We start from the raw sequence: 16,894 nt of genomic DNA, 5'->3' as shown, positions 1-16,894 counted from the left end.
TATGAAAAATATATTTTTAAAAACGCTCTTCATTTTATGTTTGATTACAAATATTTCTAGGGCTCAGAGCAAGCAAGTAACTGTCTCAGGCCTTGTAAAAGAAGGAAAAACAAATAACAGTTTACCTTTTGCAAATGTGCTTCTAAAAACTACCAAACAAACTTTTGTTGCTGGTACCATCAGTAATGAATCTGGTCGCTTCACTTTGACAAATATAAAAAACGGAAATTATATTCTGGAAATTTCATCCTTAGGCTATACTACATCTCAACAGGACTTGTTCATTGGAACACTCTCTGATTTCTTGGATCTAAAAACCATTATACTAAACGAAAACATCAATTCATTGAATGAAGTAATTATTACTTCCAAAGCAGAAGCGATTAGTAATAAAATGGACAAAAAGACATTTTCAGTAGCGGATAATATTACGCAATCAGGAAGTTCTGTTTTACAAGCCATGCAAAATTTACCTAGTGTTACCGTGCAAGATGGTAAAGTCCAACTGAGAGGAAGCGACAAAGTCATGGTTTTGATTGACGGCAAACAAACGGCATTAACTGGTTTTGGAAGTCAAAGTGGTTTAGACAATATTCCAGCTTCAGCAATTGAAAAAATCGAAATCATCAACAATCCTTCGGCCAAATATGATGCAAACGGAAATGCTGGAATCATTAATATCATTTACAAAAAAAATAAAAAAGAAGGATTTAATGGAAAAGTGGGACTCACTTCAGGCTTGGGTTCCTTATGGGTTCGTAAAGAAAACTTACCTACTATTCGTCCACAATATACTTTGACACCAAAAATAAATCCTTCGCTTTCGCTAAATTATCGTAAAAACAAAATCAATGCCTTTTTTCAAGGAGATTATCTTTATACAGAAACCTTGAACAAAAATGAGTTTGTGACTCGTACGTATGACAATGGTGATATTATCAATTCTCAATTAAAACGAAATAGAAACACGCATTTTACCACTATAAAATCTGGATTTGATTATTACATTAATGACCAAAATACCCTGACCGTTTCAGGAATGTTTGGGAGCGAAAAAATTATCGACAGAGGTGATCAACCGTTTTTCAATGGCGATTTTTCAGAAAGAAGAAGGTTATGGCAGTTTTTAGAAGATGAATTAAAAACGACTGTAATGGCAACAGCTTCCTACCAACACAAATTTAAAGAAGCGGGACGTCTACTGAACATTGGGTTGAATTACACTTTCCATAGAGAGGATGAGAAATATTTTTATGACAATATTTTAGTCGGATCTACCGGAACAGACGCATTTAAATTACTTTCTGATGAAACGGTATATGATTTTAATCTAGACTATATTGAACCCTTAAAACAAGGTAGAATCGAAACGGGAATCAAATTTAGAAAAAGAGATATTCCTACTAATATGGAATTCAAACCAGGGCAAAACTCAGTAATAGATGCTGATGCTGGTGGACCAGCGACCTACAAAGAATTGATTCCAGCAGTATATGGTAATTATGTTTTTGAAAGTATCAAATGGGAAGCGGAGCTAGGCTTACGTTTAGAGTATGTTGATTTGAATTACGAAGTGAATCCTAATCACAATACTTACAAAAGTGATGGCTATAATTATACACAGCCTTTCCCTAATATGAGATTAGCTTATAAATTTAATGACGATAATAAGATGTCGGTATTTTTTAACAGAAGAGTCGATAGACCCAATGAAGTTGACATTCGTATCTTTCCCAAATATGATGATGCCGAAATCATAAAAGTTGGAAACCCACAGTTGCAACCACAGTTTACTAATTCATTAGAACTTGGATACAAAAAATCATGGAAAAAAGGAAGTTTATACAATGCACTTTATCATCGTTTTGCCGATGGCACTATTACTAGAATTTCGAGCACAGTTCCTGGAAGTGACATTATTTATGCTACTTTTCAAAATGTAAATAAAAGTTACAATACCGGAATTGAAATGGTATTATCACAAGAAATAAGTAAATCATACTCCTTTAATGTCAATATGAATGCGTATCGCAATCAAATTAATGCTTTTACAGTTGAAAATAAATATCCCACTACGCATTTATTTTCGGCTGATGAACAAGTTATTTATTCCGGCAATATTAAATGGAATAATAGCTTCCATTTTGCTAAGAAAATTGATGCACAATTAACCGCAATATATTTAGCACCCGATGTGATTGCGCAGGGAAAAATAAAGTCGCGTTACTCTGTAGATTTAGGAATCAAAAAAACGGTACAAAATGGCAAAGGAGAATTTTTCATTAATGCTACTGACTTATTAAATAGTATGGTTCCTAAAAAAGAAATTCAAGGAAATGGTTTTCATTATACTAGTAATGATTATTATGAAACACAAGTTATTCGTCTAGGATACAACTATAAGTTTTAATGTAAAACAAACCTACAAAAAGGCCTCTAAAATTGTTTTAGAGGCTTTTTTTTACTAACTTAGCTTATTATTCAAAGCCCAAAAACAAACAATACCACCTCATTGTCAATACATTAACGACATACACGAAGCAAACCTGAATTATTGACAGAAAACCTTATTTTGTCTATAAAAACTGCACTGAAAGATTTTTTTATTTGTTGTATGACAAACAAGAGACTTACACTCCAACACTTACTTTATTAATCTGCAATACAGACTTTAATTAAGGTTCTCGTTTTACTTTTTTTTTGAAATATAATTTTATAATAATTGCATATGGATTCTAAAACTACACGTCATGAAAAAAATTATCCAAATAGTAACTATATTATTAGCAGGTTTCTATACGCATAATGGTTATTGCCAAAAACCAACAGTTACCATTAATACCGAAACTCGAAAAGTACTTTATTATCAGGTGGAAGAAACGGTAAATTTAAGTTTTGGTGGAACCAAAACAAGTTACACTGTTTCTGATTTGAGTCTTATTAGTGACGAAGATTTGGGACCTAATAACACCCGAAAAATAACACCCGTTTACAAAAAAGAAAACTTCACCGATAAAAATTATTCTAATTCTCCACAAAATAAAACTAGAGAAATAGTTGTAAAAAAAAGGTCAGAGAAAGTTAGCGAAATTCAATTAGAAGGTAAAAACACAGCAGTAATAGAAGATCCTGAAATTGAGAAAGTAGCTTTAAAATTAGCTATTGAAAATTTTAAAAAAACTGAAGCTATTGAAATAGCAAAAAATGTCCCAACAAGACAAAAAACCGACCATATTTACATCAATATTATAGACATTTATGAAAGAGTTGCGGACAAAGGATATAAATCTGTTTACTTATTTAAATTATTATCCGACTCTTTTTACTACAGTAAACAAACTGAAAAAGCAGTACGATGGTATGATGAGTTATTTAAAATAACTACTCATTTAGACCCAGAATATTACTACCGATATGGAGATGCTTTAATAAAAACTGGTCAAACTATTAAAGGAAATGAAATGATAGAAAAATTCAATCGTTTAACAGAATAATTCAAAGTTCTCATTAAAATTATTTCGGCTAATAAAAAACCCTTAAATTACATATTCTTTTTGGAAGGTTAAAAAGACAAAATACCAGTAAATGTTTTTTTTTTACTTTCATAGATATATTTGTACAAAAAAAATATACTGAATATAGTTATAAAAATATTCTACTAACTTTCCCGAAAAAAGCATTCTCTTACAATGAAAATAAATTATTTAATTCTAATTCTCCTATTACAGTTATATTGTTTAAACGTTTCAAGTCAAGAAAGAAAAATAGAATGTTACAAGGTACAAGAAATTATAAATGACCGTTTTGGCGGATCAAAAACAACCTATATGGTTTCAGATTTAAGACTGATCAGTAAAGTTAATCTAGGCTCCACTAATCAAAGAATCATTACTCCTGTTTACAAAAACGAAAGTATTCAACAAAAAATTATTCCCACTGATCAAATAAAAAACAATCCTGATATAATTAACAATAAGTCTAATATTGATAAAAAAAATAATGAATTAGAAACAGATAATAATACTACTAAAGAAACCAATTCAAAGATATCAATTACAAAAACCATCCTTGAATACACCTTTTTAAATCCCAAAAACGAAATAGTTGAAGACTCAAAAGCAGATGAAGTATTACTTGCTAAAGAAATTGAAAACTTTAAAAAATTTGCTGTAATTGAAGATATCGCTAACAATCCAATTAGCAAAAGACAACAATATGTATATGTTCGAATTTTTGATAATTACAAAAGAGTAGCTGAAAAAGGATACAAATCGATTGTACTATTCAGGAAATTAAGTGATCATTTTTATTTTGGAAATCAAATGATAAAAGCAGTAAAATGGTATGAAAAACTATTTGAAGCTAGCAAATCAAGAGATACTGTATATTATTACAGATATGCAGATGCTTTAATTAAAACTGGTCAAGTCTTAAAAGGAAAAGAAATGACGGGAAAATTCTATCAATTAACAGAATAATTTAAAAAAAGGCTACTTCAATTTTGAGCAGCCTTTTTTTTATAGTATTATTTTCCTACGACATAATCCTGTAAATAACTAAATCGAACAGTTAATTGACCATCTTTAGAGATTTGTGCTCTTTCTAAGATTCCATCTTTATCTCCATTAAAAAAAGCTGGAATTACATGTTCTGTAAACATTTCTCCAAAACCGACACTAGCATCTCTAGGCAATTCACTTGGTAAATTATCCACAGCCATCACAACGATAGCAGCTGGATGGAAAACATCGACTTCTTTGCCTTCTAAAGGTAAATAACCATAAAAAGGTTCTTCAATAGTCGAAGAACGCAATGTACAAGCAATTGGACCATTAATATCACAGGAAACATCAGCTACAACTTTAATCTTGCAATTTTTAGATTGTAGCATTTCACGAGTTAAGATAAGTGGAGAACCTACACTATAAAAATGTCCTGAAATATAAATTTCAGAAACCTTAGTGAATTTTTCAAAATCAGATTCATAATCTTGAGGGCTAGACTTAAATTCATCAAAATCAAAAGACTTATTATCCTTTCTTTTATAATAATCAGACACTCCTAATTGAGTATAAACAGATTGTGTATAATTCTTAGTCAAATAGTTCTCAATTGTAACTTCCTTAATTTTTAAAGTATCAAGGATTTCTTTGGCCCCCTTACTTACTTTTCCTTTGCCGGTTATTACAAATTTTAACGGTGGTAATACCAAACGCTTTAAATGCCTAACGAGCTCTTCCTTTCCGTTTAATGTAGAAGCCTTAGGCAATTTGAACAATCCAAATTTCAATCCAAAAGCACGAATACTGTTATATACCCCAACATAACCAGCATATTTACCAAAACCAATCAATCTACGATTGTTTTGATCCACTATAGTTTCATGATCGTATAAATTAATATTTCTTTCTAAAACAGCTTGAAGTAAAGCACGGTTATGTGGTTGTTTTTTTATCGTATGCGAAAAAAAGAAATAGGATTTGTTAGGGATCAACTCATCTACTGGAATTTCTTTGACACTAATGAGTACATCACAATCACTTACATCTTTTGCCACTTCTATTCCTGCAAATTGATATTCTTCATCTGTAAATATCCTATCCTTAGAACTTTCAACTGTAACTAAAAAATCAGGATATTGTTGCTTCAACTGAACTAAAGCCTCAGGTGAAAAAACAACTCTTCGGTCTGGCGGGTTTTTTCTTTCTTTTAAAATTCCAAATTTCATTTTCAAAACTATTATCTATATTTAATGGCTAAACTTATAAAAAAGAATAGCCTACATCGGGTTATTTTTACAAAAAAAAGTTCGTCAAAACCATCATCATCAACAATGAAAAAGTTTTTTATAGCTGAACCTCTGAATCTCAAATCGATAGAAAAACAAGAATTAAATTCCAAAAAATAATCTAAAATGACTTCCAAATAATTGTCAAAAAAGAGAATGATTCTATATATTTGTTTTTCAAGCACCAAAATAATGATTTCGATAAAAAATACAAATATACTACAATTACTACTGCTCTTATTCCTTTTGACGTCTTGTAAAGGAAATAATAATTCCGAACAAGATTTATCAGATAATAAATCAAAAAAAACATTTGTTTTAAAAGAAGGTCCTAATCTTACAAATGAATATGTCAATTCAAAGAAAAATGCAATTGAGCATTTTTATAACAAAAACTGGCCTCATAATAGTTTAAACGGAGGTTTTTTGGTGGCAAAAAACGGTCATATTATTTACGAAAAATATGAAGGTTTAGCGAATAACAAAACTAAAACAGAAATGACTAGTTCTAGTTCACTTCATATTGCCTCAGTTTCTAAAGTAATGACGGCTACAGCAGTTTTAAAATTAATTGACCAAAATAAGTTAGATTTAGAACAAAAAGTCACTACTCTTTTAAAAGGATTTCCTTATCCGAATGTAACAATTAAAAATCTATTGAGTCACCGAAGTGGAATTAGAAACTATTCCTATTTTACAGATAAAAAAGAAATTTGGGATCGTCATAAGATTTTGACAAATCAAGACATTGTAAACTTGTTGATTACTAAAAAAATAGACTTAGAATTTAGAACTGACAGTCGTTTTAGTTATTGCAATACAAATTATGCTATTTTGGCATTAATCATCGAAAAAGTTACTGGTCAAAAATATAAAGAGGCTATGAAAACGATTATTTTCAAACCTTTAGGCATGAATGACACTTATGTATTTGATTATGATAAAGACAGGCAAACAGCAAATCCGTCATACAGAGGTAATTTTTCACTTTACTATTGGGATTATTTAGACGCTATTTATGGAGATAAAAATATCTACTCCACTCCTAGAGATTTATTGAAATTTGATATGGGACGTAATGATCCAGACTTCTTTAAACCTGAGTTACTAAAAAAAGCATTTATCGGCTACAGCAATGAGCGCAAAGGTCTAAATAACTACGGACTTGGAATGAGAATGATTAACTGGGAGACTGGACAAAATTTCTACTTCCATAACGGATGGTGGCACGGAAATACTTCTGCCTACATTACATTGCCAGAGGAGAAAGTCACTATAATAGCCTTGTCTAACAAGTTCAATCGCATGACTTATAAAGTGCGTAATCTAGCCGCTTTATTTGGTGATTACCCCTTTAAACTAGATGACAACGGAAATGGGGAATGATTTTTGATGAATAAATAACAATAACTAAATTGTAGTTAGCACAAAAAGAATATCTTTGCAAACTCAATTTTATGATTAAATACTGGGGTCGACTGGTTTTGACAGCAAGTCGAATTGAAAAGTAAGCAGGCCGAGCATTGAGACCTTGCTCGTTAATATAAGATCTCACCATTTTAAACGGCGAAAATAACTACGCTTTAGCTGCATAATCCGAATTATAGTACGATTACGCCACGTTCCTATCAGATAGGAAAGCTGGATTCTCCTTGAAAGCCTTGGTTTGTGGCGTTCTATTCAGGAGAACCGTAAAAATAGACCTAGATTTCCATGAGCTTCGGGTGGATTTCAAAATTAAGAAGATAAGTAATAAGTGGCTGTTTCTGGCCTAGCTTGTTATCGAAAATCTAATCAGGAAATAAGCCTGTAGAAAGCCTTTTAATTGCTTGTTTGGACCCGAGTTCGATTCTCGGCGACTCCACTGGATGGGATGATTGGAAAATCATCCCTTTTTTTATGGTAAATCAACAAGCCTTTTTCCTGCATTAACAGGTGATTCCGAGACATTATCGGTATCATGGTAGGTGTTCGATAGACACCTTCCTGATAGTATAAATTGCTGTCGAACACCAATTTGACAAATTCCCTTTTTTGGATAATATTTGCATTATCATATATAGATTTTAGATCTCCGAGTAAGTGTAATTTTTTATGTAAAATTTTGAATGCATGTGTTTCAACTTTACTTAAACGCTCAATTGCATCTTTGCAGGAATGGATAGTACTGCTATAAGTAGCATACCATCTATCATAAGTATCTTTTGAAATCTCATTTTTAATCCACTTTTCTTCTACAGAAAACATCTTTTCTTGAGTCTCTTCTAGCAAAAGTTTCTTTTGTTCTATTATCAGTTTGTTAGATTTTAAATTTTCTTCTATTGCCACACTAGAAGACTTTTTTATTTCAGACAAAGTATTTTCTGGGAGACTCATTAATTCTAATATTTCAGCAAGCTGTGTATGGGCTTTTATTGCACTTATATTATTATGCTTTGAAGTCTTACACTTATAATAATTAAAATACTTGCCTGATTTCCCTCTTGATGGAGCACCTGTGAGTAGGTTTCCGCAATGACATTTTAAGATTCCGCGAAGTGGTAAATTTTCATCTAATATTGCTCTAACTTTTTCAGGCTTTTTCATCTTATTTTGCACCAATTGCCAAGTAGTTTTATCAATAATAGCTTCGTGTATAGCTGGAAAAATTCCCCCGGGATACTCTTTATATCCCTGAACCTGCAACATACCTGCATACACAGGATTAGTCAATACTCTTTCAACAGCCGTATTTCCTCTTGCTTTAAATCCTAATTTAAATACTTGTCCTTTAATTATATAAAGTGGTGTATCATGTAAATAAGCATCATACATAAACTTGACAACCTTTGCTTCTGTTTCTTCAATAATTAATTTTCGTTCCTTTCCTTCGCCAAACTTTATATAACCATAAGGTGGTTTAATTCCGATGTAACGGCCTTCTTTTGCTCTAGCAGTATAGAGTCCTCCCCTAATTTTAATACTCCTGTTAATATTATCCTCTTCAGCAAGCAATAGTTGTAATCCCGCTCTGAAAAAACTTCCTGGAGTATCATAGTCGAACGTAATTCCTTCGGTTACACTGACGACCTGAATATTGTATTTTCGCTGAAGCATCTTTACCATACTCATTGCTTCTCCAGCATCCCTACTAAATCTGTCCATTTGATCTACCAAAAGATAGTCCACAGTTTTAAAATGTTTACTAATAAACTCTTGAAGTTTAATAAAGTCTGGTCTATCAAATGTCTTAGCACTTCTCCCTCGATCAATAAAAGTATCTGTTAATTCAACATTGTTAAATTTCAACCATTGATCCGTATAAAGCTCCTGTCTTTCAATGGAACCATTACTTTGTCCCAACTGACTAAATCTTAAGTATCTAATCGCTCTTTTCATTTAATTCATTTAATGTAATAGAAACAATAATTTCAATCAGTAAATTTACGAATTTCTGTTCATTTAGCTTCTCAATATCAAACTTTAACTCCTCTATCTTTCCATCAATCAAGCTCTTGTCTTCCTGTTCCATTATTTACCTCCTTTACTCTTTATGAAAATGAATTTTATTTTTACTTTGTGAATTTTATATGAACGCACACATAAATAAATTTAACAGCAAGGCCAGTAAATCGAATGGGAATGTCATGTCAAGGCTCTTTTTGACTACTAGTGGCATTTAACATCAGTCGATGTATCATTTTGTTTGTAATTGGTAACTCGTCTAAATAAATTATCTATTTCCATCGGAAATTTAAATTTATTACATTTCTATCACTCCTACTATTTCACTATTTCCTTTTCTAAACTTGAGGACTAAATAAATTAACTCAATAAATAAACAATCTATATAAATTGTCCCGTTCAGTACTTAGTACTAATGAATATACTTCTCTTTCTTGTGGATAAATATCCTTTGACAATGCATTATTTGCATAATTTTAAAATTCAGCTCAGACTTTAAGAACCCTGGGCTTTTTGTCCGCAGCACAATCCGCAAAGCACATTTATACTTTCGCTATGCTACAGTATAAAAGAGCTTTAAGAATACTCAATAAAAGAATCTTGAAAATTGAAGTTGCTACCTACGTATAATTTTCAAGATCCTTTTCCATGGCTTTAATAGCCATATCATTACTTCAAACTATAAGCCGATTAAAACCATCAGACAATATTTCTAGTGATTACCTTCTTTCTTTACAATAAAACATAATACGCTTTACAACCTTGCTTCCATCCTATCTATATTCAAAAGCCAGTATGCTAATTGTCCCATTTCAAGAGCAAAGGTATACTAGTGTTTTTAACGCAAAAAAAAGGTCAAGCCCTGCGGGTTTATCAAAAAATCTCCACCCATTCGGGTAGTATTTATTTGATAAAACCTTGTTTTTGCTAAACACTAACCTTTTATGCTCTCGAAACGAAACATAGCATACTCCGACTCTTTGGACGAATAAAAAAAATGTCAATTATGGAAAACAACAGCTTTAGAAATGGAAACAGAGTGAAACGAAACAGCTCCTCCTCTCATTGCCGAATAAATTAACTGAAAAATTATAACTCTAAAAATTAAAAATTATGAACATCATCGGAAGACTGACAAGGGATGCGGAAGTACGCACAACGTCACAGGAAAAACAAGTAGTAAACTTTTCGATAGCTATCAATGACAGCTATCGCAACAAACAAGGCGAACGCATAGAGCAAACAAGCTATTTTGATTGCTCGTATTGGATTAGTCCAAATGTAGCGAAGATACTTACCAAAGGCGCTTTGGTAGAGCTTACAGGCAGAGTAAGCACTAGAGCGTGGACAGCTAATGACGGGGAATTAAGAGCAAGTTTAAATTTTCACACGGCTACTATTAAATTGCATGGAGGCGGTATGAAAACAGATAATAAACTTGACATCTCAAATCAAGAAAAGAGGAAAGTTAAAGAACATGAAACGGTCGATGATCTACCTTTTTAACACCATTAATTTATTCATTTTTCAACCTTTTAAATTTTAATATCATGGCACACAATTTAAATTTCAACGAAAGAACGGGACGTTATTCATTTTTTAGCGTACAACAAAAAGCTTGGCACTGCTTAGGGCAAATAGTAACAGACTATCCGACAAGTGCAGAAGCTATTAACCACGCAGGACTTAACTATGAAGTTATAAAAAGTCCTCTTTATTCCAAGGTATCAAACATAATTGATCCTACTGACAGTTTAGAAATTAGGGACAATGAACTAAAAGTGCCTAATTATTTTGCTACTACCCGTAACGATACCAATACTGTTTTGGGTGTAGTCGGTAAAGAGTATCATATTGTACAAAATCGTGAAGCATTTGGTTTCTTTGATGCTATTGTAGGTGGTACTGATGGAATTTTGTACGAGACTGCAGGCGCTTTAGGAAATGGAGAACGCATTTTTATTACAGCAAAATTACCTGACTATATTCGTGTGGGTACTGGTGATGATGTTACAGAAAAATATATTTTCCTCACTACTTCACACGATGGTAGCGGAAGTATTACGGCAGCTTTTACACCTGTTAGAATTGTATGCCAAAATACACTAAACGCTTCACTTCGAAATATGAGCAACGTGGTACGCATCCGCCATACTTCGGGAGCAAAACAACGTTTGGAGAATGCGCATAAAGTAATGGGATTAGCAAACGAATTTAGTAATCAACTAGAGGGAATTTTTAATGAATGGTCAAAAGTAAGAGTAAACGACAACGAGGTTAAAAAATTGATACAATTAGCACTATGTCCCAACAAGGAAACCTTACAGCATATTAAAAACGGAAATGAGGACGAAATATCAACCGTTTTTAAAAATACGGTTGAGGATGCCTTTGCCTATGCTATGACGAGCGACTCACAACAAATGGAAACGACAAAAGGCACTTTGTTTGGAGCTTATAACGCAGTTACAGGCTACTACCAAAATGTACGTAGCTATAAGAACAATGAAGCAAAATTACAATCTATTATTTTGGGAGGTACAGCACAATCAAAATCGCAAAAGGCTTTTGAAATCTGTACCTCATTTCAAAAAAATGGTACTGACGTTTTCAACTTCAATTAAAAAGGCTTTAAAATTAAAGGCGACTACTCACAAAAGTAGTCGCCTATTTTAACAATTTCTATTATTTTTCAGAATAAAGTTTTTTTCTAAATCTTAAAGATTTTAAGGCACAACCTGGAAAAACCAGTCAAATTGACCACCACTTTCCAGTGTAAATTGACCACCAGTTCCGGAGCAAACTGACCACCACTTTCCAGTTCAAATTGACCACCTGATTTCGGGTTAAATTGATTATTAAAAACTACTGACTTTTTCATGTTGTTAGAACCATACATTCGTTTAAAAAAACACGGATTATGGCAAACAAAATAACAGACATGAGTAAAATTAGAAAAGTAATTAAATTCTATTGTGATGGAAAGAGTAAGTTATTCATAAGTAGCTACTTATCCCTTTCCAGGAATACGGTAAAGAAATATATTTCTTTATTTGAAGTTCTCGGATTAAGCTTTGAATTAATTGATAAAAAAACAGATGCTGAACTAGAACTTTTGTTTTCACAGACTACTGTTGAATCAATTAATCCCAAATTACAGACACTCCATAATTTTTTCCCTAAAATGGAGCGTGAACTAAAAAAAGTTGGTGTTACCATACAACATATGTGGGAACAATATATTGCCATAAACCCTGATGGTTACAGGAGTTCGCAATTTGCCCATCATTATAAAGTATGGAGTAAACGAGTCAATCCAGTAATGCATATGAATCACAAAGCTGGTGATAAAATGTATGTGGATTATGCCGGAAAAACACTCTCCATTATTGATAACGACACTGGGGAAATCAAAGAAGTACAATTTTTTGTAGCCATATTGGGAGCCAGTCAATATACTTATGCTGAAGCTTCTATAAGCCAACAAAAAGAAGATTTCGTCACTTCTGTAGAAAATGCTATGCGTTTTTTCGAAGGCACTCCAGCGGCAATTGTTCCCGATAACTTAAAATCTGCAGTGATAAAAAGCAGTCGTTTTGAACCCACAATTAATGAAACCTTAGCTGATTTAGCCGAACATTATCAAACTACAATCTTGCCTGCCAGAGCCTATAAACCTAGGGATAAGTCGTTAGTTGAAGGGGCTGTTAAGATATTATACAGAAGAATTTATGTCAATCTAAAAGAAACCAAATTCTTTTCTCTGGAAGAATTAAATCAGCAGATATGGGATTTATTAGACACCCATAATAGTCGAAAACTCACGGGACGCCCATATTCTCGCTTGGAAGTATTTTTAGAAGATGAAAAAGAAAAACTGCGCCCACTGCCACAAGAACGCTTTGAAATCAAATACCAATCCTTTGCTACTATCATGCAAAATGGGCATGTTCAATTAAGTCAAGACAAAAATTATTACAGTGTTCCGTATCAATATGTAAAGAAAAAAGCCAAACTATTGTATACTAAATCAACGGTAGAGATCTATTACAAATACAATCGGATAGCCATTCATCAAAGGAATTACAAACCGTATGTTTATACCACAATCCCAGAGCATTTAGCCAGTACGCATCAATTTGTAGCCCAGTGGAGCGCTGCTCGCTTCATTGATTGGGCTATTAGTATTGATGAGTCCGTTGGAGAATATATTTTGCAAATAATCGAAAGCAGAAACCACCCTGAACAGGCTTATAAAAGTTGTTTAGGAATACTAAACTTCGAAAAAAAGGTTGGTAAGCAGCGATTAATAAATGCCTGTAAACGGGCACTTGATTTTAAGATTTACAATTTTAAGACCATACAAAACATCTTAGAAAACAACTTAGACCATATTGATTTTGAGCAAGAACCCGAGCAAGAACTCCCTATCCACGGTAACATAAGAGGAAAACAATATTATAATTAATTAAAACCAAGTAATCATGAATGAATCTACAGTAACAAAAATGAAACAAATGAAGCTTTATGGCATGCATAATGCTTTTAAAACGGCCATTGAAAGCGGAAAAACAGACCATTACACACTCGATCAGTTTGTATCAATGCTTATTGATGCCGAATGGGATGAAAGGCACAATCAGCGTATTGCTCGCAGTATCACCAACGCCCGATTCCATTACAAATCAAATATTGAAAGTATCCATTTTGACCAGACTCGTAATCTGGATCGAAACACCATACTGCGTCTGGCAGAATGTGAATTTGTAGAAAAAAATGAAAATATTTTAATCACCGGAAGCACTGGTGTGGGCAAAAGTTATTTAGGCACCGCATTAGGTTATCAAGCCTGTATACAAGGCTATAAAGTAAGCTATTTTAATACTTCGAAGTTGTTCGCTAAATTAAAAATGGCCAAAGCAGATGGTTCTTATCTGCGAGAATTGGCTAAAATTGAAAGGCAAGATGTTATTATTTTGGATGATTTTGGACTCCAGGCATTAGATAGTCACAATCGAATTACCCTTTTAGAAATCATTGAAGACAGGCATAACAATGGTTCTATTATTGTAACATCGCAGATCCCAGTGCAAGGTTGGTATGACATCATTGGAGAGAAAACCATAGCTGATGCAATTTTGGATAGGCTAATACATCAATCTCACCGAATCGAACTCCATGGAGAATCTATGAGAAAGAAAAAAAGCATAAACAAGGGATAATATTTTAAGTATATTTGAATACTAATTAACAGATGAAAAAAAGTAGTTTTTAATGAAAAATGGAGATGGTCATTTTGCTCCGGAATTAGGTGGTCATTTTGAATTGGAATCAGGTGATCACTTTAAATTGGAATTGGGTGGTCAATATAGCTGGAATTTCCACAATGACAGTAGGTTTTCAGCAAAAACGATTCAGGATTTTTTCAAAGAAAACCATTTAAATCAAGTCTTTACACACCCATACACACCACAAGAAAACGGACACATTGAAAGTTTTCACGCTATTTTAGCAAAAAAACTACGCCCATTTCATTTTTGGACAATCGACGAATTGGAGCAGCTTCTAACTCTTTTTTATGAAAAATACAACAATCAACGATTGCATTCGTCTGTTTGTAATTTACCTCCGAATATCTTTTTAGAATGTTGGAACAAAGACCTAATAGAACAAAAAAGAGACGAAATAAAACGAAAAATAAACTTTAAACTCAAAATTCCATACAACCAAATATCGGGCAATACGAGCTGGAAGTGCAGTTCCTTGCAAAATTTAGAGATTCCGCCTTTTTGGGCGGATGAACTAAATTTTAATAAAAACGAAATGGTCAGGCCTGAAACATTTCTACAAACATCGGTATAAAACTCGCCGTCGTTTGTTCCTTGCTAGGCAAAGATATTTAATAATTTACTATGTTTGTAAAACCTAAAATGTTAAAGTCCGATTATTAGGGGGTTAGACCACCACAGATCGAATGGTTATCAATACCAAATATTTACAAGATAAATATGTATAGAATAATCCAAGAGTCTATTTTAAATGTTAGTAAATATGCACATGCCAAAAATTGTACTATTACAATTATACTGCATAATTTTTTAGAATTAAATATTATAGATGACGGTGACGGTTTCGACGTTAACCATAAAAAAAATGGAATTGGTTTAATTAATTTGAATGAAAGGGTAAAATCCCTCAAAGGTGAATTTAAAATTGAATCAGTTAAAGGAAAGGGAACAAAAATTAATGTAATGTTTAATCTTCATACCTTAATGATGAATCAAAAGTATTCATGAAATAAAAATTGAAACTATCAATTCAATATTTAACTTAATATAAATTATGGCAAAAATATTAGATTCTTAACCAATCACTTAAAATAAATATTATATTTGATTTAATATATTTTAAGTGATTCTCTTACATAAATATCTCAAATTAGTAAAATAAAGATCAAATAGATGAATACATTCAATGACATTAAGGAATTAATTTCTGCTTTGAAAAGAGAGGAAAAACTAATTTCTGAAATGTTTAGCAAAAGAAAATCTATTGATTACAAATACAGTGATGCCGTTTCGCTAGTTGATTATGATGAAAACCGTATTCAGTATTTGATAGAAAGATCAGTTATAAGAGAAAACGGAGGGCTTTTAGAACTTGACGATCAATTTTTAGAATTCTTTGAACAGATTTTGGATGTTAACGAAGAAATCAACTTGTCTTATATTGATGAAAACATCAAAAATATTAGAGAAAACATTGATTACTTTTTAAACGAAAATAACGATAACAAAAAGTACAGCTATCTTCGATTTATCAAAAAAACTTTCAGAAAAATGGGAATTATTACACTTCGAAGTGTAGTGGATTTGAGACGAAATATCGAGAATACTTTTAAAAATGAAACAAATTATAAAAACAAACAATTAAAGCTTGAAAATCTAGATATAAAAAGAAAAGTAGTTGAAAACCTTATTGATCATACTTTAAAACTGATTAAAGAAGATGAAATTACGTTTTTCAACAGAGCATTAGATGAAGAGTTAAACAGGATTATTATTGAGTTAAAACATCAATTAGGAGAATGCTCACATAACTTGATTGAAATAGAAAAACAAATTATTGATTATCTAAATCAAATTAAACATCAAGGGAAATTTTCAGAAAAGCTTCGAAAACTAAAATATCTAAAAGATCATTTTACAATTGAAGCAGAAACAGATACTAAGCAAATAATAGCCACTAAAAATCAAGTCATTTTTGAAACGAGATTAACTGAACCTTTAAACTTATCATTAGATTTTCTCAGAGAAAACGAAAAAGCTTTTGAAGCAATTAAAAGAATTGCAAAAAATCATAAAAACAGAAAACAAAACAAACCCGCTCTTGCCGATAGAATTTCGGATGAATACCTTGAAAACAGTATTGAAAGTGAAGTGATGATTAATTTGGAAGAAATTAGAAACAAATTTGTTGCAACTAGCGATAATTTGTTCAATTTTATTCTTCATTATGACTTCCAGAAAGAAGTTGATTTTGATGAGCGAGTAACTATTTTTTGCCAAATTATTTCTCAATACGAACAAGAATTAGTTATTGAAGATGGTTTTCAAAAAACAAACGATATAGAATACGCCATCGTATATTCCAAATAATACT

The 16,894-nt window shown here is 32.0% G+C and carries 15 protein-coding genes and 1 other RNA gene; 12 read left to right on the top strand and 4 right to left on the bottom strand.

The annotated features are described in order from the left end of the window. Window position 1: 1 nt before the first annotated feature. From ABZP37_RS10165 to ABZP37_RS10155, 3 genes are all read left to right on the top strand, one after another. Window positions 2-2,410: an outer membrane beta-barrel family protein gene (locus tag ABZP37_RS10165; RefSeq protein WP_366182711.1), complete on the top strand. Its 2,409-nt coding sequence runs from the start codon at window positions 2-4 to the stop codon at window positions 2,408-2,410. A 340-nt stretch (window positions 2,411-2,750) separates the two neighbouring features. Beyond that, a complete protein-coding gene (locus ABZP37_RS10160) occupies window positions 2,751-3,494 on the top strand; it encodes a hypothetical protein (RefSeq protein ID WP_366182709.1) in 744 nt (247 codons plus the stop codon). Between the two features lie 195 nt (window positions 3,495-3,689). Next, entirely contained in the window at window positions 3,690-4,478 is a 789-nt protein-coding gene (locus ABZP37_RS10155; RefSeq protein ID WP_366182707.1) for a hypothetical protein, read from the top strand. A 47-nt stretch (window positions 4,479-4,525) separates the two neighbouring features. On the opposite strand, the gene ABZP37_RS10150 is transcribed toward ABZP37_RS10155, so the two are convergent. Next, window positions 4,526-5,728, bottom strand: coding sequence for an NAD(P)-dependent oxidoreductase (locus tag ABZP37_RS10150; RefSeq protein WP_366182705.1), 1,203 nt, complete (start codon window positions 5,726-5,728; stop codon window positions 4,526-4,528). Window positions 5,729-5,980: 252 nt separating this feature from the next. Here ABZP37_RS10150 and ABZP37_RS10145 point away from each other — a divergent pair, with 252 nt between their 5' ends. Further along, complete coding sequence (locus ABZP37_RS10145) at window positions 5,981-7,174, top strand: serine hydrolase domain-containing protein (RefSeq protein ID WP_366182703.1); 1,194 nt, start codon at window positions 5,981-5,983, stop codon at window positions 7,172-7,174. A gap of 84 nt (window positions 7,175-7,258) precedes the next feature. Continuing rightward, window positions 7,259-7,655, top strand: a transfer-messenger RNA (tmRNA) gene (ssrA, locus tag ABZP37_RS10140). On the opposite strand, the gene ABZP37_RS10135 is transcribed toward ssrA, so the two are convergent. Both ABZP37_RS10135 and ABZP37_RS10130 read right to left on the bottom strand, forming a co-directional pair. Then, complete coding sequence (locus ABZP37_RS10135) at window positions 7,610-9,166, bottom strand: recombinase family protein (protein WP_175547737.1); 1,557 nt, start codon at window positions 9,164-9,166, stop codon at window positions 7,610-7,612. The genes ssrA and ABZP37_RS10135 overlap by 46 nt on opposite strands. After that, window positions 9,150-9,299 (bottom strand): hypothetical protein, encoded by a 150-nt coding sequence (locus tag ABZP37_RS10130; RefSeq protein WP_157504840.1) that lies wholly within the window; start codon window positions 9,297-9,299, stop codon window positions 9,150-9,152. Before ABZP37_RS10130 ends, ABZP37_RS10135 begins: the two co-directional genes overlap by 17 nt. A 1,046-nt stretch (window positions 9,300-10,345) precedes the next feature. Here ABZP37_RS10130 and ssb point away from each other — a divergent pair. Both ssb and ABZP37_RS10120 read left to right on the top strand, forming a co-directional pair. Continuing rightward, window positions 10,346-10,738, top strand: coding sequence for a single-stranded DNA-binding protein (gene ssb / locus ABZP37_RS10125; protein ID WP_366182701.1), 393 nt, complete (start codon window positions 10,346-10,348; stop codon window positions 10,736-10,738). A gap of 44 nt (window positions 10,739-10,782) precedes the next feature. Then, window positions 10,783-11,856 (top strand): DUF932 domain-containing protein, encoded by a 1,074-nt coding sequence (locus ABZP37_RS10120; RefSeq protein ID WP_366182699.1) that lies wholly within the window; start codon window positions 10,783-10,785, stop codon window positions 11,854-11,856. 86 nt (window positions 11,857-11,942) lie between these two features. On the opposite strand, the gene ABZP37_RS10115 is transcribed toward ABZP37_RS10120, so the two are convergent. Then, the gene (locus ABZP37_RS10115) at window positions 11,943-12,113 is read right to left on the bottom strand and encodes a hypothetical protein (RefSeq protein WP_366182697.1); all 171 of its coding nucleotides are present in this window, start codon (window positions 12,111-12,113) and stop codon (window positions 11,943-11,945) included. A gap of 39 nt (window positions 12,114-12,152) precedes the next feature. On the opposite strand from ABZP37_RS10115, the gene istA reads away from it, so the two are divergent. The 5 genes from istA (at window position 12,153) to ABZP37_RS10090 (ending at window position 16,890) form a co-directional block, all read left to right on the top strand. Then, complete coding sequence (istA, locus tag ABZP37_RS10110; RefSeq protein ID WP_366182695.1) at window positions 12,153-13,700, top strand: IS21 family transposase; 1,548 nt, start codon at window positions 12,153-12,155, stop codon at window positions 13,698-13,700. A 16-nt stretch (window positions 13,701-13,716) separates the two neighbouring features. Beyond that, entirely contained in the window at window positions 13,717-14,454 is a 738-nt protein-coding gene (istB, locus tag ABZP37_RS10105; protein WP_366182693.1) for an IS21-like element helper ATPase IstB, read from the top strand. Window positions 14,455-14,506: 52 nt separating this feature from the next. Next, entirely contained in the window at window positions 14,507-15,094 is a 588-nt protein-coding gene (locus ABZP37_RS10100; protein ID WP_366182691.1) for an integrase core domain-containing protein, read from the top strand. A gap of 146 nt (window positions 15,095-15,240) precedes the next feature. Beyond that, window positions 15,241-15,528 carry an ATP-binding protein gene (locus ABZP37_RS10095; protein ID WP_366182689.1) on the top strand — a complete coding sequence of 96 codons (288 nt, stop codon included), beginning with the start codon at window positions 15,241-15,243 and terminating at the stop codon, window positions 15,526-15,528. 165 nt (window positions 15,529-15,693) lie between these two features. Next, a complete protein-coding gene (locus tag ABZP37_RS10090) occupies window positions 15,694-16,890 on the top strand; it encodes a hypothetical protein (RefSeq protein ID WP_366182687.1) in 1,197 nt (398 codons plus the stop codon). Window positions 16,891-16,894 lie beyond the last annotated feature (4 nt).

The sequence above is a fragment of the Flavobacterium ovatum genome, from assembly GCF_040703125.1.
Classification (GTDB): Bacteria; Bacteroidota; Bacteroidia; order Flavobacteriales; family Flavobacteriaceae; genus Flavobacterium; species Flavobacterium ovatum.
Note: the sequence above shows the minus strand (reverse complement) of the source record. Positions and strands in the feature narration are given on the sequence as shown.